This is a genomic window from Cryobacterium sp. TMT1-19 (genome assembly GCF_004403055.1).
GTDB classification, from domain to species: domain Bacteria; phylum Actinomycetota; class Actinomycetes; order Actinomycetales; family Microbacteriaceae; genus Cryobacterium; species Cryobacterium sandaracinum.
In genome coordinates this window covers 15,522-39,840 of sequence record NZ_SOHB01000009.1, presented here as the reverse complement: position 1 = coordinate 39,840, position 24,319 = coordinate 15,522, and the positions used below count along the sequence as shown (strand labels likewise).

Annotated in this window: 23 protein-coding genes; 14 read left to right on the top strand and 9 right to left on the bottom strand. The window is 67.7% G+C overall.

The window, feature by feature from the left end:
* Nucleotides 1-23 precede the first annotated feature (23 nt).
* Together E3T40_RS16180 and E3T40_RS01980 are read left to right on the top strand one after the other, a co-directional pair.
* Nucleotides 24-182: a hypothetical protein gene (locus E3T40_RS16180; RefSeq protein ID WP_166786544.1), complete on the top strand. Its 159-nt coding sequence runs from the start codon at nucleotides 24-26 to the stop codon at nucleotides 180-182.
* A gap of 9 nt (nucleotides 183-191) precedes the next feature.
* Nucleotides 192-656, top strand: a complete 465-nt coding sequence (locus E3T40_RS01980; protein ID WP_134542541.1) for an isoprenylcysteine carboxylmethyltransferase family protein — start codon at nucleotides 192-194, stop codon at nucleotides 654-656.
* A gap of 159 nt (nucleotides 657-815) precedes the next feature.
* Here the strand turns inward: E3T40_RS01980 and E3T40_RS01975 are convergent, their stop codons facing one another.
* A complete protein-coding gene (locus E3T40_RS01975; protein ID WP_104101449.1) occupies nucleotides 816-1,121 on the bottom strand; it encodes a hypothetical protein in 306 nt (101 codons plus the stop codon).
* 115 nt (nucleotides 1,122-1,236) lie between these two features.
* On the opposite strand from E3T40_RS01975, the gene E3T40_RS01970 reads away from it, so the two are divergent.
* From E3T40_RS01970 to E3T40_RS01955, 4 genes are all read left to right on the top strand, one after another.
* Entirely contained in the window at nucleotides 1,237-2,739 is a 1,503-nt protein-coding gene (locus E3T40_RS01970; protein WP_134542540.1) for a DUF3375 domain-containing protein, read from the top strand.
* A complete protein-coding gene (locus E3T40_RS01965) occupies nucleotides 2,732-3,433 on the top strand; it encodes a DUF4194 domain-containing protein (protein WP_104170137.1) in 702 nt (233 codons plus the stop codon). Before E3T40_RS01970 ends, E3T40_RS01965 begins: the two co-directional genes overlap by 8 nt.
* Nucleotides 3,430-6,810 carry an ATP-binding protein gene (locus E3T40_RS01960; protein ID WP_134542539.1) on the top strand — a complete coding sequence of 1,127 codons (3,381 nt, stop codon included), beginning with the start codon at nucleotides 3,430-3,432 and terminating at the stop codon, nucleotides 6,808-6,810. Before E3T40_RS01965 ends, E3T40_RS01960 begins: the two co-directional genes overlap by 4 nt.
* A gap of 72 nt (nucleotides 6,811-6,882) precedes the next feature.
* Nucleotides 6,883-7,440: a hypothetical protein gene (locus E3T40_RS01955; protein WP_134542538.1), complete on the top strand. Its 558-nt coding sequence runs from the start codon at nucleotides 6,883-6,885 to the stop codon at nucleotides 7,438-7,440.
* Nucleotides 7,441-7,670: 230 nt separating this feature from the next.
* On the opposite strand, the gene E3T40_RS01950 is transcribed toward E3T40_RS01955, so the two are convergent.
* The 3 genes from E3T40_RS01950 to E3T40_RS01940 are packed head-to-tail and all read right to left on the bottom strand — an operon-like array spanning nucleotide 7,671 to nucleotide 9,378.
* Nucleotides 7,671-8,117, bottom strand: a complete 447-nt coding sequence (locus E3T40_RS01950) for a hypothetical protein (protein ID WP_134542537.1) — start codon at nucleotides 8,115-8,117, stop codon at nucleotides 7,671-7,673.
* Entirely contained in the window at nucleotides 8,114-8,422 is a 309-nt protein-coding gene (locus E3T40_RS01945; RefSeq protein ID WP_104101432.1) for a hypothetical protein, read from the bottom strand. Before E3T40_RS01945 ends, E3T40_RS01950 begins: the two co-directional genes overlap by 4 nt.
* Nucleotides 8,419-9,378 carry a 1-phosphofructokinase family hexose kinase gene (locus E3T40_RS01940; protein ID WP_174843628.1) on the bottom strand — a complete coding sequence of 320 codons (960 nt, stop codon included), beginning with the start codon at nucleotides 9,376-9,378 and terminating at the stop codon, nucleotides 8,419-8,421. Before E3T40_RS01940 ends, E3T40_RS01945 begins: the two co-directional genes overlap by 4 nt.
* A gap of 96 nt (nucleotides 9,379-9,474) precedes the next feature.
* Between E3T40_RS01940 and E3T40_RS01935 the strand changes: the two genes are divergently transcribed.
* The 4 genes from E3T40_RS01935 to E3T40_RS01920 all read left to right on the top strand — a co-directional run bounded on the left by E3T40_RS01935 (nucleotide 9,475) and on the right by E3T40_RS01920 (nucleotide 14,805).
* On the top strand, nucleotides 9,475-9,891 hold the full coding sequence (locus tag E3T40_RS01935) for a VOC family protein (protein ID WP_104194647.1): 417 nt from the start codon (nucleotides 9,475-9,477) through the stop codon (nucleotides 9,889-9,891).
* 137 nt (nucleotides 9,892-10,028) lie between these two features.
* A complete protein-coding gene (locus E3T40_RS01930; protein ID WP_104194646.1) occupies nucleotides 10,029-10,760 on the top strand; it encodes a glutamine amidotransferase in 732 nt (243 codons plus the stop codon).
* A 54-nt stretch (nucleotides 10,761-10,814) separates the two neighbouring features.
* Nucleotides 10,815-12,962: a 4-alpha-glucanotransferase gene (malQ, locus tag E3T40_RS01925; protein ID WP_134542536.1), complete on the top strand. Its 2,148-nt coding sequence runs from the start codon at nucleotides 10,815-10,817 to the stop codon at nucleotides 12,960-12,962.
* 139 nt (nucleotides 12,963-13,101) lie between these two features.
* Complete coding sequence (locus E3T40_RS01920; protein ID WP_134542535.1) at nucleotides 13,102-14,805, top strand: AMP-binding protein; 1,704 nt, start codon at nucleotides 13,102-13,104, stop codon at nucleotides 14,803-14,805.
* A 17-nt stretch (nucleotides 14,806-14,822) separates the two neighbouring features.
* Here E3T40_RS01920 and E3T40_RS01915 read toward each other — a convergent pair whose 3' ends face one another.
* Genes E3T40_RS01915 through E3T40_RS01900 form a run of 4 tightly spaced genes read right to left on the bottom strand, consistent with a single transcriptional unit; the run spans nucleotide 14,823 to nucleotide 18,723 of the window.
* Nucleotides 14,823-16,250: a phosphotransferase gene (locus tag E3T40_RS01915; RefSeq protein ID WP_134542534.1), complete on the bottom strand. Its 1,428-nt coding sequence runs from the start codon at nucleotides 16,248-16,250 to the stop codon at nucleotides 14,823-14,825.
* 4 nt (nucleotides 16,251-16,254) lie between these two features.
* A complete protein-coding gene (locus E3T40_RS01910) occupies nucleotides 16,255-16,770 on the bottom strand; it encodes a GNAT family N-acetyltransferase (protein WP_104101418.1) in 516 nt (171 codons plus the stop codon).
* A 25-nt stretch (nucleotides 16,771-16,795) separates the two neighbouring features.
* On the bottom strand, nucleotides 16,796-17,998 hold the full coding sequence (locus E3T40_RS01905) for an MFS transporter (RefSeq protein ID WP_134542533.1): 1,203 nt from the start codon (nucleotides 17,996-17,998) through the stop codon (nucleotides 16,796-16,798).
* Between the two features lie 41 nt (nucleotides 17,999-18,039).
* A complete protein-coding gene (locus E3T40_RS01900; protein ID WP_104170148.1) occupies nucleotides 18,040-18,723 on the bottom strand; it encodes a GntR family transcriptional regulator in 684 nt (227 codons plus the stop codon).
* A gap of 226 nt (nucleotides 18,724-18,949) precedes the next feature.
* Between E3T40_RS01900 and pflB the strand changes: the two genes are divergently transcribed.
* The 4 genes from pflB to E3T40_RS17255 all read left to right on the top strand — a co-directional run bounded on the left by pflB (nucleotide 18,950) and on the right by E3T40_RS17255 (nucleotide 23,496).
* The gene (pflB, locus tag E3T40_RS01895) at nucleotides 18,950-21,208 is read left to right on the top strand and encodes a formate C-acetyltransferase (RefSeq protein WP_104101410.1); all 2,259 of its coding nucleotides are present in this window, start codon (nucleotides 18,950-18,952) and stop codon (nucleotides 21,206-21,208) included.
* Nucleotides 21,209-21,248: 40 nt separating this feature from the next.
* On the top strand, nucleotides 21,249-22,106 hold the full coding sequence (pflA, locus tag E3T40_RS01890; RefSeq protein ID WP_104101408.1) for a pyruvate formate-lyase-activating protein: 858 nt from the start codon (nucleotides 21,249-21,251) through the stop codon (nucleotides 22,104-22,106).
* Nucleotides 22,107-22,274: 168 nt separating this feature from the next.
* A complete protein-coding gene (locus tag E3T40_RS01885) occupies nucleotides 22,275-23,093 on the top strand; it encodes a transglycosylase domain-containing protein (RefSeq protein WP_134542532.1) in 819 nt (272 codons plus the stop codon).
* Nucleotides 23,094-23,367: 274 nt separating this feature from the next.
* Nucleotides 23,368-23,496 (top strand): hypothetical protein, encoded by a 129-nt coding sequence (locus tag E3T40_RS17255; protein WP_255408574.1) that lies wholly within the window; start codon nucleotides 23,368-23,370, stop codon nucleotides 23,494-23,496.
* Between the two features lie 236 nt (nucleotides 23,497-23,732).
* Here E3T40_RS17255 and E3T40_RS01880 read toward each other — a convergent pair whose 3' ends face one another.
* The gene (locus E3T40_RS01880) at nucleotides 23,733-24,299 is read right to left on the bottom strand and encodes a heme-binding protein (protein WP_134542531.1); all 567 of its coding nucleotides are present in this window, start codon (nucleotides 24,297-24,299) and stop codon (nucleotides 23,733-23,735) included.
* Nucleotides 24,300-24,319: the final 20 nt, after the last annotated feature.

Genomic DNA, 24,319 nt, shown 5'->3' with positions numbered 1-24,319 from the left:
AATGTCTGCTGAAGTTCCCTCTCGTGCTCGCGGGAGCCCAGACCGACAAGGGCGGTCGGGCACTGGCCGGCTACGACGAGGACAAGAAGCTGGCCGGGATCGTAACGGCCGCAATCTTCGTGACATCCGCGATCTCCTCCGGGGTCGCGAACACGTGCAACCCGAGGCAGGTCAGGGCGTAGCCTCAAGCCATGAAGCGTGCGCTCGCAATTGCCCTGGTGTCGGCCCAATTCCTGCTGCTCCTGGCGCTGGCCCTCCTGCCCCACGGCACACTGTGGCCGGTGAACCTCGCCGTTGTCGTTGGCGCGATCGTGCTTGCTGTCGCCGGCGCGGTCTTCGCCGTGCTCGGCATGCTCGGCCTCGGACCGGCCCTCACCGCGAGCCCGATTCCGCGGGAACACGCGCCACTGGTCACCACTGGTGTCTACGGTCTTGTGCGCAGCCCCATCTACACCGGTGTGATGATCTGCGGCCTTGGGCTCGTGCTGCTCGGCGCATCGGTCTGGCATCTCCTAGCCTGGCTCGCCCTCGTTCTGCTGCTGGCGGGCAAGGCACGCTGGGAAGAGCGGATGCTCGTGGCCGAGCACCCGGACTACGCCGCTTACGGCGCCCGCGCCGGCCGCTTCCTCCCCGGGATGGGTCGGCTGAAGCCGTGACGTGGTGAACCAATTCGACGGAGATTTTGGAGCACAAGTGCTTTTCGGCCGGGTTTTGGGACATTTCGGCCAGAATCTCCGTCGAATTCGTTCAGGACGCGGAGAGGAACACGACGGCTGGAACACGACGGCTGGAACACGACGGCTGGAACACGACGGCTAGACGAAGACCAGAACCAGCCGCACGACGACAGCCAGAATCGCGACTCCCGACAGGGCCAGCGACGCGAGCACCAGCCCTCGCCCTCGGGCGCCGGCCGGGATCACACTGAAAGCCCGCAGTGAAAGGGAAAGCCCGATCAGGGCAACGAACAGCGCGGGAAACGGCAGCAGCACCGCGAGGACGACGCTGACGACCGACACCCAGAAACCCGGCACCCGGCCGGGCGTCTTCGACCAGTCCAGGTGGGGCGCACCGAGATTGAGCAGGTTGTTGCCCTCCATGTTCGCGCGCGGGTCGGTCACGTGTCGCTCCTTCAGCTTGTCCTGACAGTCTCACACGCGCCACGAGCGCCTGCCCGCGTGTCGGCCCGCACGCGAGGACCGTTACCCTTGAGGAGGCCCGGGAAGGAACTTCTATATGAGCGAGCTTGCGAGTGAACTGGCGCGGGTGCGCGAAGCCTTCGACAAACCCACCCTGCGCCTGCTGGACCGGAAGTGGGCGCCGTTCGTGCTCTTCGTGTTCAAGTCCTCCTTCAGCCGCGACCGGCGCAGCGTGCGGGCCGATCTGCTGCACATTCAGGTCGACGCCTACCTTGCCGACCTGCGCTCGGTCGGCAGCGATGTGCCGGGCAAGACCGGTCGGGCTCTCTGCGTGCAGTGGATGAACGACCAGTGGCTCTTCCGCGAAACGGGGGAGGGCGACGAAGAACACTACTCGCTCACCTCGCACGCACTCGAGGCGCTGCTCCTGGTCGAGAGTCTGTCCCGCGATCGGGCTTTGATCAGCGAATCCCGTCTCACCACGATCGTCGACACGGTGCGTCACCGCGCCACGCAGGCCAACCCTGATCGGGAGGAGCGCATCCGTCGCCTCGACCGGGCGATCGCCGAGAACGCCGCCGAGCGCGACCGCCTCGCAGCCGGCGGCGAGATCGCGCCCGTCTCGAACGAGCAGATGCGTGAGGGCTATGCCGACCTGGTCGACCTGATCGGCCAGCTGCCCAGCGATTTCAAACGCGTCGAGGAATCCGTCGCCGCCATGCACCGGCAGATCGTCAACGATTTCCGCGGTGAGGAACGCCCGATCAGCGAGGTACTCGACGAGTACCTCGCGAAAACGGATGCCCTGATGACCTCGACCCCGGAAGGTCGCGCCTTCGAGGGGGCCTTCACCCTGCTGCGCAACGACGACCTGCTGCGGGAGCTGGGGGACGACCTGGAGACGATCCTGCTGCATCCGTTCGCCCTCGAACTCAGCGCCACCGACCGCCGCAGCTTCATGGGCACCGTGCGCCTGATCCGCAAGGGCATCGACGACGTGCTCACCCAACGCAACGGGCTGACGACCACCCTGCGCGAGCACATCGTCAACCACGACGTGGTCAAGGACCGCGAACTCGAACGCCTGCTGCGCGAGATCAACAAGGAACTCGCGACCTGGATGCAGACCGCCGGGCCCCGCTCCACGGTCACCGCCGAACTCATGCCGGGAACCCTCGACGCCCCGCACCTCCGCGAACGCTTCTACGACCCGGGCGCCCACCGCGCGCCGCCCGAGCTGCAGGATGTCTCCGACGACGCCCCGCCGCCACCGAGTCTCGACGAGATGCGCACGCAGGGCGGCCCGCTGCTGGGGGAGCTGCGCGACGCGATCGTGACGGCCTTCAACCAAGGCGACGCCGCATCCGTCGGTGACGCCTTCAACGATCTCGACGTCACCCTGCGCCGCCCGGTCGAGATCCTGGGGATGCTTCAGATCGCCACCCAGATCGATGCGGTCAGCCGGTCCCAGACGCTCGAACGCTTCGAAACCGTGCGACCCGACGGCTCCACCCGCAGCTTCGAGGTGCCCCGAATCATGCTCAGCGACGACGAAACTGCGGCGCTGTCCGCCCTGAACTACGGATCCGACAATGACTGACGAGCCCACCGCCGAGCACCCCGACATCGATTCGCCCAGCTTTTCCCTCTTCGAGGGCGACGAGGGCGGACTCACCGTAGAGCAGCGTCGCACCCTGGTGCTGCTGCTGAAGCACCGCTACATCTCCGCCGCGCTGCAGCCGGCCGAATGGCAGACGCTGCTGCGCTCCCAGAGCCTGCTCAAATCGCGCCTGAACGACATGTTCCTCGATCTGCATGTCGACCTGCACTACGAGGTGGCATTCAAACGGCAGGCGGTAGCCGAGGGCGGAGACCGGTTCCCGACCCTGCTGCACGACGTGTCCTACACGCGGGAGGAGACCATTCTGCTCGTGCTGCTGCGGCAGCGGTTCCGCAGCGAGCGTGCCAACGGCCACGACATCGTTATCGTGGACCGCGACAACCTGGTGGAGAACGTCGGCCATTTCCGGCCCGAACACGCCACCGACCGCTGGGGCGACGCCCGAAAGGCCACGGCCGCCGTCGACAGCCTCGCGAAGGCGCGGGTGCTGCTGAAGACCAGCGACCCCGACCGATTCCGCATCTCCGCCGTGATCGAGGTGCTGCTGCCGGTGGAACGGCTGAGCGAACTGCTGGAGTGGCTGGTCACCCAGAACGCTGATCCCGGCCCGGAAGCCACCGATCTTGACGATCTGCCTCTCCTGTCCGAAGCCCTGCCGGAGGCCCTGTCATGAACGATTCCCCGCTCTTCTATGTCGACGGCCTCACCGAAGGCACCACGCAGTGGCGCGCCGAGTCGTTCCAGATGGTGAACTGGGGCGGCTTTCAGGGCCACCACGAGGTTGCTTTCGCGCCCAGCGCCACCCTGGTGTCCGGCGCGTCCGGAACCGGCAAGAGCAGCCTGCTCGACGCCTACCTCGCCCTGATGATGCCGTCGGACACCCCCTTCAACGGCGCCTCCAACGACGCCGGTTCCGGGCGGGCGCGCAGCGCCGACCAGCGCAGCCTGATGACCTACCTCAAGGGCAAGACCGACGCCAACCGGGAGGCCGGCACGGGGGAGCTGCAGGACCAGGTGCTCCGCGGTGCCCACGAGTCCACCTGGGGTGCCGTGTCGATGACCTTCATCGACGACAACCAGCGCCGTTTCACCGTGTTGCGGGCCTACTTCGTGCCCCGTGGCGGCACCCGGTTCGCCGACATCACCATGAAGATGGCCACGATCGACGGATACCTCGACCTGCGCGACCTGGCCGAGGTGACCGAGTCCCGGTTCGACAAGCGCGCCCTCAAATCCCGGTTCCCCGGACTGGATGTCTTCGACACCTATGCGGCGTTCGCCCAGACCCTGTACACCCGCCTGGGCATCGGCGCCAACGGCGAGGGCGGCAAGGCGCTCCGGCTGCTCGCACGCATCCAGGCCGGCCAGCAGGTCAAGACGGTCGACGGGCTCTACAAGTCGATGGTGCTTGAGGAACCGTCCACCTACGCGGCCGCCGACAAGGCCGTCGCCCACTTCGAAGACCTCGAACGGTCCTACGGCGCCATGGTCGCCGAGGCGCAGAAGGCCAAGGTGCTGGAACGCCTGCCCGTCCTGCACCGCGTCTACGAGACGGCGACCGATAAGGCCGACCTGATCGACACCTTCGGCGTGCACCGCTCCGGCGACACGCCGTTCGTGCTGTGGCAGCTCCGCACGGAGCAGAGCCTGCTCGAGGAAGCCGCCGACGTCAACCGGGTGCAGCGGCGCGACACCCAGCTTCGCTCCACGACGGCCCGCGATGCCGAGACCGCGTTGAAAGCGCGCGTCGCCGACCTGCAGCGCCAGCAGCGCGACAACGGCGGCGACGTGCTCGTCAGCCTGCAGAACGAGCTTGGCCAGCTCACCGACAAACGCGACGACGTGGCCGCCGAGCGCTCCAAGTTCGACGAGCGCATCCGGCCTCTCGGCCTCTCCATCGACTCCGGCGACGACTTCGATCGGGCCCGCGCCGCGGCCGACGCGTTCCTGTCCGGCTTTCCCACTGCCGAGACCGACCTCGAGAACAAGAGAAGCGCGCTGCAACGCACGGCCTATCCGGTCGAGGAGAACCTCCGCACCCTGGGGCAGGAGCACCAGTTCCTGTCCGGGCGGGCGAGTCTGGTTCCCCAGCACCTGCACAGCGCACGCCTGCTGATCGCCGAGGCGTCGGGCATCCCCGCCGAGGAGCTGCCCTTCCTTGCCGAACTGATCGATCTGGCCCCCGGCGAGGACGCCTGGCGCCAGGCGGCCGAGGTCACCTTGGCCTCCGTCGTGCGCGTCCTGCTCGTCGACGAGACTCGTCTGCGCGCGCTCAGCCTGGCCATCGACCCGCTCCGCATCCCCGTGCGCATCCACTTCGACGGGGTGCCGCTGCGCTCGCACGAGCAGATCGACGGTGACCCGCGCTTCGTGTCGGGAAAGCTCGTCTTCAAGGACTCGCCCTTCAGTGGCTGGGTACGGGACCGGGTACAGGCCGCGAACCTCGACGCGGAGTGCGTCGCCACGGCCGCCGACCTCGTCGGGGACGGCCCGAGGGTCACCCCGAGTGGGCAGACCCGCAACGGTTCCCGCGGCGCCCATGGCTGGAACAGCGACCAGAAGTCGATCATCGGCTTCTCCAGCCGCACCCGCCTGCACGACATCGACGAGGAGCTGGCCCGCCTGCGGCTGGAGGCCGACAGCCTGGCGCGTGAAGCCTTTGCGCATGGGGCGAGTCTCGCCGACCTCCGGGCCCGCAGGGCCGCACACCAGTTCGTCGTTGACGCGGCCTGGCCGGCCATCGACGTGCAAGCCGCGGATGTCCGCATCACTGACAAGCGGGCCGAGCGCGAGCGCGTGCTCGCCGACAGTGACGTGCTGCGCGCCCTGAAAGACGAGGAAGAGCGTCTGGCCGCCGAACTGGAAACAGCCCAGAAGCTGAAGCACGCCACGGAGGTTGCCCTGCAGGCCCTCGTCGCCGAGCAGGGCCGCTTCGTGGACCGGCAGGATGCGGTGAGCAGCCGCCTCGACCGCATCGACGGTGACCCGGAGGCCGCGCTGTCCCTGTCGGAGGAGCACGCCACCCACCTCGACGCCCAGTTCGCGGCTGTCGCCGACCAGCACGACCTCGACGCGTTCGACGGGGCCATCAGGCGGCTGCGCGAGCGCCTCACCGAGCAGTCCAGCCAGGACCGGGACAGCGCCGCGGGCGCCCGCAGCACCCTGATCGGCATCTTCGAGACCTTTCAGAGCCGCTGGCCCGACCCGAACATCGGCGTCTCGCTCGATTCCTACCCGAGCTACCGGGACATCCTTGACGCCGTCTACACACTCGGCTTGCACGATCGGCGCCAGGAGTGGAAGCGCCGCCTCGCGCTCTGGAGCGGCCAGGACCTGGTTCCCCTGGTCGGGGCATTCACCTCCTCCATCGAGGAAATCGAAGATCGTCTCCGTCCCATCAACGAGATCCTCACCACACTGCCGTTCGGAGCCGGGCGCGACCGCCTCAAGATCGCGTTGCGTCGCCTCCACCGCGACGACGCCACCGCCTTTCGCACGGAACTCAAGGTGCTGTCCTCCGGATCCACGGATGCCTTCACCGACGAGCAGACCGAAAGCCGGTTCACCCGGTTGCAGGCGTTCATGAACCTGATCCGCAAGTCCGCCGACGGTCCGCGCCAGGAATCCCAGCGCGATCTGCTGCTCGACGTGCGTCGGCACGTGGAGATCACCGCCGTGCGCACCACCCCGGAGGGCGCGGAAGTCAGCACCTACTCGTCGCTCGGCGGCAAGAGCGGTGGCGAGTCCCAGGAACTGGTGGCGTTCGTCGTGGGAGCCGCCCTGCGGTTCCAGCTCGGCGACGAGAGTCGCACCCGCCCGCGTTTCGCGCCGGTCTTCCTCGATGAGGGCTTCGTGAAATCGGACTCCGAGTTCGCCGGCCGTGCCGTGTCGGCGTGGAAAGGGCTGGGCTTCCAGCTCATCATCGGTTCCCCGCTCGACAAGGTCACCGCGCTTGAGCCGCACATGGAGCTGGTGCTCTCGATGACCAAGAACAACAGCACCGGGTTCTCCTACATCACGCCGCTCTCGTCGCCAGTGCGCTCGCGTTAAGCTCCGCGCAGGGCCCTACCGCGACAGGGGGAGCCCTGATTTCGGCAGGCCCGCACAGTAAGATTTTGTGGCGTGGCCGCAATTAAGGTGATCGTCGACGAGGGGCTCAAGATCGCGCTTTCCGCCGTCCGGATGGCGGTGAAGAACGACATCATCGTGGGCGCTCTCGGTGATCACGCCGACTACGATCCGGAACGCTACGCGGCGACCGCCCGGCACGAGCTGCACCTGCTCACCCGGCAGAACGAGCAGTACGCCCGCCGGGTCAAGGACCTGCGCACAGAGCTGACCAGGTCACGGTGGACCTCCGATCTCACGGAAGACCAGCGCCGCGACATCATTCAGCTCAAACTGCGCCGACGCGTGCACGAGAAGCTCGCCGAGGCCCTCGAGGCCGTGGCCGCCGACGACGACAAGGTCGCGCGTCTCGTGCGGCGGGCCCAGCGGGCCGCCAGCGACGAGGTCAGTGACGCGGTGTCGTCACGCCTGATCAGGCTGAACATCGACTGGCATGACCCCGATTACGAGGCCCGGCGGGAGGCCCGCACCGAGGTGTTTCTGCACATCGACCTCGCCCTTTTGAAGCTCAAGCACGACGCCGCGACCGACCTGTCCGCCAGCGACTACTGACTCCGGACTCAGCTGCGGGAGAAGAGCCGCGCGAAGAAGCCGGGGGTCGGGGCATCTTTCTCGTGTCCGCGGCACCGCTGTGCACCCGGAACGCCTCGCATCACCTGGTCGACGTGCTGGCCGCACCCGGCCCAGGTCGTTTTTCCACACTTCTTACACGTAACTTGACGGCACATCCGTTGAACCCTTTCGTTGAACTCGTCCGCCCAATATACCCCATGGGGTATCACTTACGCTGCACGGCGTGCCCGCCAGGCGCGCCACGCACCGGTCGACCACAGCGCCCACGCCACGAGCACCGGCTGGAAGAGCAGGCGGATGCCACGGGACAGGTCCGAATCCAGGCCGAACGAATCGGCGGCCGTGACGAACTGGGAGATGTTGCCGGGGAAGATTGCCAGGAAGAACAGGGCCACGACCCAACCCACCTGCACCTTGCGCCTGGCCAGCAGCAGCAGCGACAGGCCCAGAGCGATCTCGACCAGGCCCGACGCAACCACGACGAAATCACCCTCAAGCGGCAACCAGGTGGGCACCTGGGCGAGGAACGCCTCACGGTTCCAGGCGAGGTGGCTGATCCCGGCGAGGAGCAGGAACGCTCCCAGAGCCAATCGGCCGATCAAGCGGGGGATCGAGGTGCGGGGGGTGCGGGTGCCGGTGGCAGCGTCAGCGGTCATGAATCGACTTTAGCCGCGATCTCGGCGTCCGTTCGGGCGTTGAAGATACCCCACATGATGTGCGTCGGGCCGCTGCCGTCCCTGCCGGGCGCCGCCGCGCGGCTGATCCACCGCTCGGCGGCCGCGGTGGCGCCGAGCGCGGTCAGAGACGGCGCGATCCGGGTCTTGCGAATCTTGCCGGCCATCACGCCGCCGTCCGGCGCAAGCCTCCAGCCGCGGCTGGAGGCGAGCACCTGCCCCACCTCTTCGTCGGTGAGCCACCGGGAAAAGCTGCGGCTGGGCGGGTCAATGTCGGTGAGCTTCACGCGAGTGCCACCAGTTCGGCCTCCAGGCGTTCCACATCGACCCGGTGGCAGAGTTCCGTGGCCGGTGTCATCGCGGTGGCGCTGCCGGCGGCGACGGCGGCCCGGAACGCCCGGTCCACCGGGAACCCCTGCGCGATCCGCAGCACGAACGCACCGAGAAAGCTGTCGCCGGCCCCGACGGTGCTCTGCACCCTGACCTGCGGCACCCCCAGACGGATGATCCCGCTCGCCGAGGCGAGCACGGCTCCCGCTCCGCCGAGCGTCAGCGCGACGACTTCCGCGGACCCGCGGGCGACGAGCTCGGCGGCCGCGTCGATCTTGCTCTGTTCGGTGTCGAGGGTTGCGCCGACGAGCTCTCCCAACTCACGCCCGCTCGGTTTGACCAGGTAGACCCCCTCGTCGAGCGCGGCCGCGAGCGCGGGACCGGACGTGTCCACGATGCAGCGGGCGTCGCGCCCGTGCGCCAGACGGGTGACCCGGGCGTAGAAATCATCCGGGACTCCCGGCGGCAGGCTGCCGCTGGCGACCACATAGCCGCCGACCGGAATCGACTCTCCGACGACCGCGAGACAGGCCCGCCACTCGGTTTCACTGAGCTCGGGGCCTTCCAGCACGAAACGGAACTGCTTGCCGGTGCCCGACTCGTCGACGGTGAAGCTCTCGCGGGTGCTGCCGTGGATCGGCACCGCGATGGTCGGGATGCGTTCGGCTTCGATCAGCCGGCGGAAGGCCTCCCCGGTGGGGCCGCCCGCGGTGTACACGGCCAGGGCCTGCCCGCCGAGACGTTGCACTACCCGAGCCACGTTCACGCCGCCGCCGCCCGGGTCGAGGCGGGACCGGCCGCAGCGCATCTTGTGCTCGCTGACCACGTGCTCGGTTGACGTGCTCACGTCGAGAGCGGGGTTGATGGTGAGGGTGAGAATCGGCCGCAGCAGGGCGGCCCTGGGGGAGTCCATGGTCCCAGCGTAGAAGACTTCCCCGCACGCCTCGTGCTGGCGCGGGGTTGGGCCGATAATCGGAGCATTCGCCCCATGATAGAAAGAGGCTCCACCATGACGACCCAACTCAATCCCTACCTGGGGTTCCGGGATACGACCCGGGAAGCGATGGAGTTCTACCGGACGGTGTTCGGCGGCGAGCTGACGCTGAGCACGTTCGCCGAGTTCGAGGCGAGCGACGACAAGGCTGAGCAGAACAAGATCATGCACGCCATGCTGACCACCGACGACGGCCTGGTGCTGATGGCTTCCGACACTCCGAACCGGCTGGAGTACCGTCCGGGCACCAACTATTCCGTGTCGCTCAGCGGCGACGACGAACCGGTGCTGCGCGGCTACTGGGACAAGCTCGCGGCCGGGGGCACCGTCGTCATGCCGCTCGAGCCGTCGCCGTGGGGCGACAGTTTCGGCATGTGCGTCGATAAATTCGGCGTGAGCTGGATGGTCAACATCGCCGGCGCACCCGCATAGGTCGGTGGTGGGGTTCGCATTCGACGCCGCGCAGATGCAGCAGCTCCTGGTGCAGGGGGAGACCAGGTCTTCGACGCGCTCACAGCCAGGTCGAAGCCGGAGCCGCGTCTACCGAGGCCCGCCACTACGATGATGCTGTGAAGCCCTTCCTGCTGCTCGCCACCCGTTCTGAGGACGAAGCCGCCGATGACGAGTACGCCGGCTTCCTCGCGGCCGGCGATCTGGAACCCGACCAGCTCCACCGGGTGCGGCTCGAGGCTGCGCCGATGCCGCCGATCGACCTGAACGGATACTCGGGCATCATCGTGGGCGGCAGCCCCTTCAACGCGAGCGATCCCGCCGAGGTCAAGTCGTCCGTGCAACGCCGCGTCGAGGCCGAGTTGGCCGCCCTCCTCGACCAGGTGCTGGCCCGGGACTTCCCCTTCCTCGGTGCCTGCTACGGCGTCGGACTGCTCACCAGTCATCTGAGCGGCAGGCTCGACCGCACCTGGTCCGAGGAGGCCGGGCCGACCTGGATCTCCCTCACCGAGGCAGGCGCAGCCGACCAGCTGTTCGCCGCGCTCGCGCCCACCTTCCAGGCCTTCGTCGGGCACAAAGAGGCCTGTTCAGAGCCGCCGCCCGGCGCCGTCCTGCTGGCGACCGGGCAGAACTGTCCCGTGCAGGCGTTCCGGGTCGGCAACAACGTCTACGCGACGCAATTCCATCCGGAACTGACCAACGCCGGCATCCTGACCCGCATCCGCATCTACCGCGAGTACGGCTACTTCGATCCCGACGCCCTGGACGACGTCATCGCGGCGATCGACGCATCCATCGTCACCGAGCCGGCCAACCTGATGAAGGCCTTCGTCCTGCGCTTCGGCAGGTAGAGCCGGCGGGGTCCGGCGCGGGTCCGGGACCGGTCCCGGATCTAGAGTGGTCCCATGGAACTCGAACCAACCGGCCGTTCTGCGGCGGCGCTGCTGGAACTGGCACGATCACTCGGGGTTGACACCTCTTTCACCGGCTGGGACGGTGCTTCACGGGCGGTCGACGTCGGCACCCTGCGTGAGGTCCTGGGTGCCCTCGGCGTTCCCGCCGGCACGCCTGCCGCGGTTGATGCGGCCCTGACCGAGCAGAGCCTCGCGCCCTGGCGCCGGCTCCTGCCTCCCGTCGTGGTGCTCCGCGAGGGCGGCGAGGCCGAGGTCCCCGTGCACGCCGGCGCAGGTTCGACGGCCCTCGTCTGGATCGTCGCCGAGGACGGCACCCGGCACGAGGTGTTGCAGACGGGGCTCTGGGAGAAACCCCGCACCGTCGACGGTCGGCCGACGAGCCGGGCGATGTTCCAGATTCCGGCCGGCCTGCCTCTGGGCTGGCACACCCTGCACGCAGAGAGCGGAGACCAAACGGCGCGCTGCGGCCTCGTCGTGACCCCGCCCCGGCTCGAGACCACCCGCAACCTGACCGGGCATCGCGACTGGGGTCTGATGGCCCAGCTCTACTCGGTGCGCTCCTCCCGGAGCTGGGGGATCGGCGACTTCGCCGACCTTGCCGACCTGGCCGCCATCTCCGGCTCCCAGTACGGAGCCGACTTCGTCCTGGTCAATCCGCTGCACGCGTCCGAGCCTGCCCCGCCGGTCGAGCCCTCCCCCTACCTGCCGTCGAGCCGACGCTTTTTCCACCCGCTGTACATCCGGGTCGAGGACGTGCCCGAATACGCCTACCTCGCCCCGGCGGCACGAGCCGTTGTCGAGTCCCTCGCTGACCGGCAGCACTCGGCCAACCAGGAGGCGGACCACCTCGACCGCGACTGCGCCTACGCCGCCAAACTGACCGCGCTGGAAGCCGTGCACGAGGTGCGGCCGAGCCCCTCCCGTGTTCACCGGTTCGAGGAATTCTGCGCCGAGCAGGGTCAGGGTCTGGTCGACTTCGCGCTCTGGTGCGCCCTGGCCGAGCTCTTCCCGGCGGATGCACCGGAATGGTCGATCGAGCCGCGCGGCCCCCGCGGTCCCTTCGCCGCCGAGCACCGGGAGCAGCTCGCGGACCGCATTGAATTCCACAGCTGGCTCCAGTGGCTCTGCGACCAGCAGTTGGAGACCGCTCAACGCGCGGCGACGGATGCCGGAATGGCCATCGGCATCGTGCACGACCTCGCGGTCGGGGTGCAGTTCACCGGGTCCGACGCCTGGACCCTGCAGGGCGTTCTCGCCCCGGGCATGACCGTGGGCGCCCCGCCGGACATGTTCAACCAGCAGGGCCAGAACTGGTCGCAGCCGCCGTGGCACCCCGGCCGGCTGGCCGAGTCGGGCTACGTCGCCTACCGGGACATGCTCCGCAGCATCCTGCACCACGCCGGCGGCATCCGGGTGGATCACATTCTGGGTCTGTTCCGCCTGTGGTGGATCCCGGTCGGCGCCGGACCGGGAGAGGGCACCTACGTGCACTACGACCACGAGGCACTCATCGGCATCCTGGCCCTCGAGGCCCAGCGCGCCGGCGCGGTGGTGATCGGCGAAGACCTCGGCGTCTTCGAGCCCTGGGTGCGCGACTACCTCGCCGAACGCGGCATCTTCGGAACCTCGATCCTCTGGTTCGAACGAGACAACGGCGTGCCGCTGGCCCCCGAACGGTACCGCCAGGCCTGCCTGACCAGTGTGAACACCCACGATCTGCCTCCGACGGCCGGCTATCTCGCCGGCGACCACGTGGCCCTGCGCGAGTCGCTCGGTCTGCTCGGGCGATCGGTCGAGGAAGAGCGCACCGCGGACCTTGCCGAGCAGTCCGCCATGCTGGCCGCGCTTCGCAAACGCGGCCTGCTGCCGCCGCTCGGCACCGAGCCAGCCCCGACCGTGCAGAAGACGGTTGAGGCGCTCTACGCGTACACCGCGCTGACGCCCTCGTCGCTCCTTGGCGTGGCTCTGGTGGATGCGGTCGGTGAGCGCCGGACCCAGAACCAGCCCGGGACCTCGAACGAGTACCCGAACTGGCGCATCCCGCTGGCCGGCCCCGACGGAAAGTCCGTGCTCATCGACGACCTGCCCGGCAACGCCCGCTTCGCCGCCCTGGTGGACGCGATCCGCGCCATTGCCTGAAGCGCTTCATCACGCCGAGGAAGATCTTCGCGCTGCTCGGCCCGAACGGCGCCGAGCTGCGGGACCTGCGGGACCTGCCGGCCCCGCGGCCGGGTGTCGTATTCCGTTTCGGGCATTTGAACCGAGGAAGATGGGTCGGATGACCACCCCCCAGAGCACCACCGCCTTTCGAGGCGCGCGCGACCACCTTCTGCAGCTGCGAGACGATCATGCGCGCGCCCAGGCCGAGTTCGAGTGGCCGGATGTGGGGGCGAACTTCAACTGGGCCGTCGACTGGTTCGACGTCATCGCCGCGGGCAACGACAAGACCGCCCTGTGGATCGTGGAGGAGGATGGCCGCGAACTGACGGTGACCTTCAGTGAGATGTCGGCGCGCTCCGACCAGGTGGCCACCTGGCTGATCTCCCGGGGCGTCGGGCACGGCGACCACGTCATGCTGATGCTGGGCAACCAGGTCGAGCTCTGGGAGCTGATGCTCGCCATCATGAAAGTGGGCGCGGTCATCCTGCCCACGTCCACGGTGCTTGCGACCGGCGACCTGGCCGACCGGGTTCTGCGCGGCGGTGTGCAGCACGTCATCGCCAACGCCGGCGACGCCGCCAAGTTCGACGCGGTGCCCGGCGACTTCTCGCGCGTCTGCGTCGGTGCGGCCACCCCCGGCTGGGCCGACTACGCGGATGCCGCGCTCGTCGCGGCCGAGAAGCCCGCCGTGGTCGTGTCCTCCGACGACGCGTCCCTGATCTACTTCACCTCGGGCACCACCAGCAAGCCGAAGATGGTGGTGCACACCCAGACGTCTTATCCCGTGGGGCACCTGACCACCATGTACTGGATCGGACTTTGCCCGGACGACGTGCACCTGGCCATCAGCTCGCCCGGCTGGGGCAAGCACGCCTGGAGCAGCTTCTTCGCCCCGTGGATCGCCGAGGCCACCGTCTTCGTCTACAACTACGCCCGGTTCGACCCGTTCGCCCTCGCCGACCAGCTGCACCGCGCGAAAGTGACCACCTTCTGCGCCCCGCCGACCGTGTGGCGCATGCTGATCCAATCCGACGTCGGCGCCAAGCCGGTAGGCCTGCGCGAGATCCTCTCGGCCGGCGAGCCGCTCAACCCGGAGGTCATCCACCAGATCCAGCGTTCCTGGGGACTCACCATCCGGGATGGCTACGGCCAGACCGAGACCACGGCGATCGTGGGCAACGCCCCGGGTTCCGCACTTCTGGCCGGTTCGATGGGGATGCCCCTGCCGGGCGTCGCGATCACGCTGCTCGACCCCATCACCGGTGAGGAGAGCGACGAGGGCGAGATCTGCCTCGACCTGTCCCGCACCGCGGTCAATCTGATGGCCGGCTACCACGGGGATCCCGAACGCACGTGGGAGGCCGTGCGGGACGGTTACTTCCACACCGGTGATGTCGCCAGCCGCGACGCCGAAGGCTACATCACGTTCATCGGCCGCACCGACGACATCTTCAAGTCCTCCGACTACAAGGTCTCCCCGTTCGAGGTCGAGAGCGTGCTGCTGGAGCACCCGGCCGTGGCCGAGGCGGCCGTCGTGCCCGCGCCCGACGACACCCGGCTGAACATCGCCAAGGCCTACATCGCCCTGGCGGCGGGCTGGGAGTCCAACGGCGAAACGGCGCTCTCGGTGCTGCGCCACGCCCGCACCGGTCTGCCCCCGTACATGCGGGTGCGGCGGGTCGAGTTCTACGAGCTGCCCAAGACCAGTTCCGGTAAGATCCGCCGGGTGGAACTGCGCATGCGCGAGGATGCCGCGGCCGCCGAGAACACCCGGCTCCCCGGTGAGTGGCGCGACGACCAATTCCCCGAGCTCAAGCGCTGACCGGCCGTTCCGGCCGCTCACGGCAATCCGGCGGAGACCTCCAGGACGAGGCCGCGGATGGCCGCGAGCGGGATCGGCAGCCAGGAGGGTCGGTTGCGCGTCTCGTAGACGGCCTCGTAGAGGGCCTTGTCCAGCTCGAACGCGTCGAGCAGGGGCTCCTGACCGGCCAGGCTCTGGCCGGATCGCAGCGTGTAGCCGTCGAGGAACGCGTGCTGGCACGCCGCGGCCCACGCTTCGGCCGACGCCGTCTGGTCGCCGGGCGAGGACCGCTCCACCGTGCCGGCCACATAGGAGAAGGACCGCAGCATCCCGGCGATGTCCTTCAACGGCACATCCGGCTGGGTGCGATCGACGAGGGGGCGCAGCGGTTCGCCCTCGAAATCCACCAGCACCCAGCCGCGGCCGGGGACCTCGAGGGCCTGGCCGAGGTGGAAATCGCCGTGGATGCGCTGCAGCCGGGGCCAGCAAGCCCTCTCCGCCCGCTCGAAGATCGCCTCGACGGCCGTATCGTAGCCGGTCAGGGCGGGCACCTCGGCGGCGGCGCTGCGGTAGCGCTCGCGCATGCGGCCGAGTTCGGCGGCGATGACCGCGGGGGTGGCGTCGTGAGTGGGCATCACGGCGGCCAGGTCGGCATGCACGGCTGCCGTCGCCACGCCCAGCGCCCGCGCCTGTTCGCTGAAGTCCTCCCCGGCCCCGGCAGAGGCCAGGGCGGCCCGCCAGGCATCCGGGGCGCCCGGCAGGAACTCCTGGGCGAAGACGAGATGGCCCGTGAGGGTGACCCGCGGTTGCTCCGGCTCGGTCCACTCGCCGACCACGCAGCCCACCGGTTCCGGCACGAAGTGTGAGCCGGCCCGCGCCAGGGCCGATTGCACGGACACGTCCGGATTCTCGCCGGGATGCAGCATCCGGAACACCTTGCAGATGACGGGACGAGCCGGGCGCCCGGCGGCGTCGACGCAGTCCAGGATGATCGAGGTGTTCGACTGTTCTCCGCGCAGCAGGCGGCCGGCGACAACCCGGGCCGGCCGTTCGGCGGGATCTGCGCTCGAGTGGAGTTCGCCGCGAGCCCGCGCGCCGAGGTTTTCGGGCTCAGGTGAGGAGGCCTGGCGCAGGATGAAACCCAGCAGAGCGCGCCCGTAGGCCGGGTCGGCGGTGCCGTCGTAGACCGCGCTGCCGTCGGCGAGGGTGACGATGAGGCCCTGCCCGCCTGCGGGGAGGGGAGTGGTCCGCTGGGTCAGGGGCAACTGGTAAAGGGTACGGGTCGGGGCTGCGGCATCGAAGACGAGCTCAGTGCGGATGTCCACCTCGGCTTCCTCGCTCGGAAGCACCCAGCGCCCGATGCTGACCAGTCTCGGCACACGGCCCTTGTCGGCGAACCATCGCTGCGTCGCCACCCAGTGGTTGAGGTAATCCGGGAGCGGGATTGCGCGACCGTCGACAGTCATGGCCTCAGCGTACGCCCGCGCCGACGGGAGCCGACAGCAGGGACACCACGACGGTGCCACCCTTCGTCGACTGCTCGCCGATCGGCTCGAAGCCGAGCCGGGAGTGGAACGCCAGCGACCGAGGGTTCGGAGGTGCGATGTTCACTTCGCAGAAGACCTGGCCGACCTCGGCCGCGCGGGCCGCCGCGAAAATCGCGGTGTAGAGCAGGGCGCCGAGACCCTGGTTGCGGGCCTGGTCCGACACCACGATGCGGTCCACGTAAAGGAAGGACTCCGACCGGGCGGAGAACCACCGGTAGTTCTCGCTCGCGTAGTCGGCGTCGACCCCGAACAGCACGGCGAAGCCGAGCACCTCTCCCGGCGCGTCGTCGTGCACGACCGCGAGGGCGTGGCTGCTGGCCGCGAGCAGGGCGGAGAGGCTCGCCTCGTCATGGGCGTTGACGGCAGGCACAGCGGCGTTGTTGAGTCCGAGCACCGGTGCGGCGTCGGCGGGAAGGAGATGGCGGAGCGAATAGGGCATGGGATGACGATAATCCAGGTGCCGCCTACTCGGTGACGCGCCGGCGCATCCCGTTCGCCACCAGGGCCAGGCAGAGCGCGCAGACCACGAACAGAATGCTCAGAAGCACCGGGTAACCGGCCACGGCATTGAGCCAGGCGAAGGCGACCGGCAGCAGGAAGCCGATGTAGGTGAGGCTGTAGTAGACCCCGGTGATGCCCGCCAGGTCGGCCGCCGTGGAGATCTTCTGGATCTCCACGAGCCCGGCCACGATGCTCACACCGTAGGCGGCGCCGAGCACGACGGCCGTGAGGAACGCGAGCACCGGGGACAGCACGATCGCCGTGGCCACGCTGAGACCCACTCCCAGCAGCATCACGGACATCCCGACCATGAGTGCACGCCCATCGGTGACCCGGTTGATCCGAGCCACCTGCGGTTGCACGAGCGCGCCGGTGCCGAGGGTCACGACCGTGAGCAGGGTCGCGTAGGCGAGGTTGAGGCTGCCGAGTTGATCCTGGACCAGAGTGGGCATGATCGCGTAGGCGATGCCGGCGGCGCCGAAGACCCAGGGAGCTGACGGAATGATCACGCGCACGAAGCGGCGGTGTCCGGCCAGCGGAACCGCCAGGTCCTGCCAGAAGGGCCGGTGTGCCCGGTAGCGCGGCACGGTCTCCGGGGCCCTCAGCAGGCGGGGGAGCACAAGCAGGCTGAGCACGATGTGCACGACATAGGGGGAGAGGGTCGGCATCGGCCCCCACTGCGCGAGCACTCCGGCCACCCCGGCCCCGAGCCCGAACCCGACCGTGAGGGTGAGTGAAGGCCGCCGTGCCCCTGCCGTGCGGCCGGCCTGGTTGTCGAACGGCGGGCTGGACAGTTCCTTGAGCCACGCGGTTCCCACCGCCATCGCCACGGCGACGCTCAGCCCCGCCAGCAGGCGCCCGGCGGAGAGCATGATCCCGCTTGAGAATCCCAGACCCAGCAGGATGCTGGCGAGAATTCCCAGGACGACGCCTGCCAGGGTCAGGGGTTTGCGCCCGTAGCGGTCTGAGAGTGCGCCGGCGAGCAGCAGCCCGGGGACCAGGCCCACCACGTAGAAGCCGAGGAAGAGGTCGGCCATGACGACGGAATAGTGCCCGAGCGATTCGTACATGTGCAGGAGGGGCGTGAAGTGGTTCCCACCCCAGGCCATGACGAACAGGGCAGGAGCGGCGAGCCGCCAGGCGGGAACGGTACGGCGGAAAGTCATGGGTCTTTTCTGAAAAGCTGGTGCGGGAAGGTGGGGGACGGTCAGGGCGCCAGCTGCGCGTGATGACCGTCTTCGACGTGCTGGCGCAGAGCGACCTCGTAGGCGAGGGTGTCGCCGCCGCGCAGGTGGTGGGCAAGGATTCGGTGTTCGGCCACCAGACGGTCGAGGTTGCGCGGGTCGCGCAGGGCTGCCCGGTGCACGAGGCGCTCAAGCCTGGGGCCGAGCCGGGTGTAGATCCCGTCGATGACCCGGTTATGCGTCTCGTCGACGATGCGGGCATGGAACCGGTGGTCGGCGCGGGCGAACGTGAGCAGGTCGCCGGCCAGGGCGGCGTCGGACTGGACCCGAATAAGGTCCTGCAGCTCGGCGTCGACGCCCGGGATGTCGTCCGGCCGCTCGCTGAGCAGGGTCACCGCCGTGTTCTCCAGCATGACGCGCACCTGCAGCAGCTCGGCCGTCTCCGTGTCGCCCAGGGCTGTGACGACCGCGCCCTTCTTGGGGAAGAGCGTCAGGAGCCCGTGGGCCTGGAGTTTGAGGAAGGCCTCCCGCACGGGGGTGCGGCTGGTGGAGAGGGCCTCGGCAATTTCGCCCTCGGTGATCAGCGAGCTTGCGGCCAAGGTGCCGGAGATGATGGCGTCGGCGACGGTCGTGTAGATCCGGTCGACGGCGGAGGGGGCCGCGGCGGGGGGCCTGGCGGCTCCGCGGGACATCGGGAGGAAGCTCATGCCTCAACCCTAGTCACTCATGCACCTATCTATAAATGCATCAATGGATGCAACCTTATAAATTTCGCGTTCGGGTGGGTCTGACGCGAGTAGTGTTGGAAAAGAGGGCAAGTCACACGGTGCATCGTTGCATTAGCCGGAGCCTCGTGGTCCTGCTCTCTCGGCCCGACTGCGGGAGAGACACTTTCGCGGAGGGTGTCTCGATCCCACGAGGAGAGCAATCTACATGACAATCACTGAAGGTGTTCGCAGCGGAACGGATGATGCCGGTCGGACTGACTTCGCCTCCGGCCCCTGGCAGGATTCGATCGATCTGCGCGATTTCATCCAGCGCAATTACACCCCCTATCTAGGCGACTCGAGCTTCCTTGTCGGAGCGACCGCACGCACCACGGGAATCTGGGCCAAGCTGTCCGAGATGTTCCCCGAGGAACGCCGTAAAGGCGTCTACGACGTCGACGCCACCACGCCGTCGTCCATTACGGCCCACGCTCCGGGCTACATCGACCAGGCAAACGAGGTAATCGTCGGACTGCAGACGGATGCTCCGCTCAAGCGTGCCATTATGCCTTTCGGCGGGTGGCGCATGGTTGCCACCTCGCTCGAGACCTACGGCTACCCCGTGTCTCCCGAACTTGAAAAAGTCTTCACCGATTACCGCAAGACCCACAACACCGCCGTCTTCGACGTCTACCCTCCCGGGGTCCGTCGTGCACGAAACAGCCACCTGATCACCGGACTGCCCGACGCCTACGGCCGTGGCCGTATCATCGGCGACTACCGCCGTGTCGCCCTCTACGGCGTCGATGCCCTGATCACGGGCAAGAAGAACGATCGCGCCGAGCTCGACATGGAGCCCTCGACCGAGGACATCATTCGCGCCCGTGAGGAAAACTCGGAGCAGATCCGGGCCCTCAAGGAACTCATCCAGATGGCGGCCTCCTACGGCTCCGACATCTCCAAGCCGGCCACCACCGCGCGCGAAGCCGTGCAGTGGCTCTACTTCGCCTACCTCGGCGCCGTCAAGGAACAGAACGGTGCTGCAATGTCGTTCGGCCGCAACGCGGCCTTCCTCGACACCTACATCGAGCGCGAACTCGTCGCCGGCACCCTGACCGAAGAGGGCGCCCAGGAGCTGATCGACGACCTCGTCATCAAGCTGCGCATCGTGCGCTTCCTGCGCACCCCCGAATACGACGAGATCTTCGCCGGCGATCCGACCTGGGTCACCGAGTCGCTCGCCGGCATCGGTGAAGACGGCCGCCCGCTCGTCACCAAGACCACGTTCCGTTTCCTGCAGACGCTCTACAACATCGGCGCAGCGCCCGAGCCGAACCTCACCGTTCTCTGGAGCGACGCTCTGCCCGAGGGCTTCAAGCGTTTCTGTGCGCAGGTGTCGATCGACACCTCGGCCATCCAGTTCGAGTCCGACGAGATCATCCGCGCCGAGATGGGTGACGACGCCGCGATCGCCTGCTGCGTCTCGCCCATGCGCGTCGGCAAGCAGATGCAGTTCTTCGGTGCACGCGTCAACGCCGTCAAGGCGCTGCTGTACTCGATCAACGGTGGAAAAGACGAGGTGTCCGGCAAGCAGGTTGCCCCGGCCACCACGCCGAACGCCGACGAGGTGCTTTCCTACGACACCGTCTTCCCGGCCTACCTGGAAACGCTCGAGTGGCTCGCCGAGACCTACGTCACGGCTTTGAACTGTATTCACTACATGCACGACAAGTATGCCTACGAGCGTCTCGAAATGGCGCTGCACGACAAGGAGATCATCCGCACGATGGCTTGCGGAATCGCCGGCCTGAGTGTGGTCGCCGACTCCCTGTCGGCCATCAAGTACGCCACGGTCCGCCCGGTGCGCGACGAGACCGGCCTGGTCGTCGACTACACGATCGAGGGCGAGTTCCCCCAGTTCGGCAACGATGACGACCGCGTCGACACCATCGCCGTCGACGTGATGGAGCGGTTCATGAAAATGATCCGCAAGCACCCGACCTACCGCGACGCCATCCACACCCAGTCGATCCTGACGATCACGTCCAACGTGGTCTACGGCAAGGCCACCGGCAACACGCCGGATGGTCGCCGCAAGGGCGAGTCGTTCGCTCCGGGTGCCAACCCGATGAACGGCCGCGACACCCACGGGATGCTCGCGTCGGCGCTCAGCGTCGCCAAGCTCCCCTACAGTGAAGCGCAGGACGGCATCTCGCTGACCAACACGGTGGTTCCCAGTGGTCTCGGCCACACCAAGGAAGAGCAGATCACCAGCCTGGTCGGCCTCATCGACGCGTTCACGTCGGCAACCGGTTACCACATCAACGTGAACGTGCTCAACCGCGACACTCTCGAAGACGCCATGGCGCACCCGGAGAACTACCCGCAGCTGACGATTCGCGTGTCCGGCTATGCGGTGAACTTCGTCCGCCTGACCCGCGAGCAGCAGATGGATGTCATCAGCCGCACGTTCCACTCGCACTGATCACTGATATCAACGCGGCGACGCTGAGTAGGACGAGACAATGCCAGCAGTAAACCTCGGTCTGCCCAGCGCCGGCGCGGCGATCGCCCTGGTGGACGGTTCATCCGTGAGTAGTGAACAAGCCGAACTGGCTGAACTCCACCACCTCGAAATGGAGGCGATTCACAACGGATCGGTCGCCAGCGTCCACTCGTGGGAACTGGTCACCGCCGTTGACGGTCCCGGCACGCGAATGACACTCTTCCTTTCCGGGTGTCTGCTGCGCTGCCAGTACTGCCACAACCCGGACACCTGGAAGATGAAGGATGGGTTGCTCACCACGCTGGACGACCTCGTCGCCAGGGTCAAGCGCTATAAGGGCGTCTTCGACTCGACCGGCGGAGGGTTGACCATCTCCGGTGGCGAACCGCTCATGCAGCCTGCCTTTGTGACTCGACTCTTCGAGGAGTGCCACAAGCTCGGCGTGCACACCACCCTGGACACCTCCGGGTTCCTGGGCAAGAGCGCGTCGGACACGCTGCTGGACAACCTCGACCTCGTGCTGCTCGACGTCAAGTCCGGCATCCCCGAGACGTACAAAGAGGTGACCGGCCGAGACCTCGCTCCGACGATCGCATTCGGTGACCGCCTGAGCGAGCGGAACATTCCCGTCTGGGCGCGTTTCGTTCTCGTCCCGGGTCTGACCGACGCCGTCGACAACGTCGACGCCGTCGCCGAGATCGTGTCGCGCTGGCCGAACGTGCAGCGCGTTGAGGTTCTGCCCTTCCACCAGATGGGGGAGGACAAATGGGACCGGCTGAACATTCCATACCCGCTGCACGGCTCTCATCCTCCGGATGAGGCACTGCTGGTGCGGGTGAGGGCCCAGTTCGAGGCGCGGGGCCTGACGGTCTTCTAGACGCGAATCACACTCGAACCAGACGAGGCGTGGCATCTCTACCGGTGCCACGCCTTTTCTGCGCAGTAAGCCAGAGGATGCCTCCTGCCAACCGCAGAAAAGCCGGAGTGGCTCGACTGATCGGCATTTGCGGGCTCGCATTTCTGCTCATCGGAGGGGCTGGGCCTCGTGGTTTTGAGTGCCGTGGCCGGGCTGCTCGTCACCGCGGCCATCACCCCGGTGATCGCGCTCTCTGGTCTCGGTGCCACCAATGCGATCACCGTGTTCGAGAGTCTGCCGGGCTACCTGGACATCGAACCGCTCTCCCAGAAGAGCAACATCTACGCCACCACCCCCGCCCGCGAGATCAAGGAAATGCGCCTCGCAATCGCGGCGGAGAAGAAATTCCCCCAGAACGACATCCTGCGCCAGTACCTCAACATCACCGGTTTCGGCGGCACCGTCTACGGCATCGAGGCCGCGGCGAACTACTACTTCGGCACGACGGCCGCAGAGCTCACCCTGCCGCAGGCCGCAAGCCTGGTGGCGATCGTGAACAACCCGGCCAAGTTTCGCCTCGACAATCCCGGCAGTGAGACCAACGGCTACGCAGTCAACAAGGCACGCCGGGACTACATCCTGCGCGAGATGGTCGAGCACGAGAAGATCACCGCAGCGGAATTCCAGGCTGCCGTGGCCACACCGGTTCAACCGGCCATCCAGGAGCCGAGCACCGGCTGCCAGACCGCCGGGGGCAGCGCCTACTTCTGCGACTACGTGACGCACCTGCTCCGGAACGACCCGGCGTTCGGGGAGGACGACGGGAAGCGCCTGCAGAACTCCCGGCGCGGCGGCTACGCCGTGTACACCATCCTGGACCTCGACCTCCAGTTGGCGGCGGAAGCGACCCTGGCGGCCAATGTGCCGATGGAGTACCCCGGCAAGGACGTGGGCAGCGTCATCACGAGCGTGCAGGCCACCAGCGCCGCCTACAACGGGGTCAACTAGACACCGACTATGCCGAGGGTGGTTCGAGCGGGTTCCAGCCGGGGTCGACCTACAGGCCTTCACCCTGGCGGAATGGCTGAAGACGGGCCACCGGCCGGACGAGCGCGTCGACTCGGCGCGGAAGGCCAACTGGGGCACGTTCAACGACAGTTGTCGGGGGCCGCAGAACTATGTTTTTCAGAACTGGAACCCGAGAAACGACGCCGGGGAGAGCGGCGGAAACTACAGCGCGCTCGAGTCCACCCTCGGCTCGATCAATACGGGCTTCATCGGGATGGCGAAGAAACTGGACCTGTGCGGCATCCGTCAGACGGCCGAGGCTTTCGGAGTGCATCGCGCCGACGGCAGCCCGCTCGTGCAGACCGCGGCGGCCGTGATCGAACGAATGAGGTGGCTCCGCTGACCATGGCCGGTGCCTTCGCAGGCATGGTCTACGCGACGCGTCGGGTGATGACCGACAACACGGCTCAGCAGTCATGGGGTGCCACCACGCCCCGGGTGCCTCTGATCGGCAAGACCGGTACCACGGACGGAGGCAAGGACACCTGGATGGTCGGGGCCAGCTCGAAGGTGGCGACCGTCGCCGCCGTCGTCAGCGTCACCGGGGAGGCCTGGCAGCTCGACGGACAATTCCGACGACTAGGAAATTCCGGAACCGGAACCGGAACCGGAACCGGTGACGGAACCGGAACCGGTGACGGTGACGGCGACGAGCGCTTCGTTGTGCCTGAGGAAGCTCGGCTTCCAGGGTGGGTCGAAGCGGGCGAAATAGGGTCGGCCTGCGAGCAGGAGACCCTCGCGGCGCACCGCGTCGACGAGGAGGGTGCCGTTCTGCGCGAACCTTTCCTCGCTCCAGCCGCCGCTGAAGCGGCGGGCGGCGACCGTGCGCTCGGGGACCTCCTTCGTGCTGACCTGCGCGTTGCGGGGCACGGGCACCTCCGCGGGCGGCATCCCGTCGGGGAGGACGAAGCTGACGGTGTGGCTCTGCGGGGTCGTGGTCTCCTGGATCACGGGCGCGGTCATCGCGAGGCGTGTCGAGGTCTGGTTGTTGCCGCTGATGTATTGGAAGAGCGGCCCGAAGCCGCGGTTGCCGGCCGCGGAGAAGTCCCCGGCCACCTCCACCTGCACCAGCACGGTGCGGGGATAGTGACGCAGTTCGAAGTCGGCGTACTGACGAAGCACGTCGTAGCGCTGTTTCTCGGTCATGGACAACAGTGTAGGCGCGG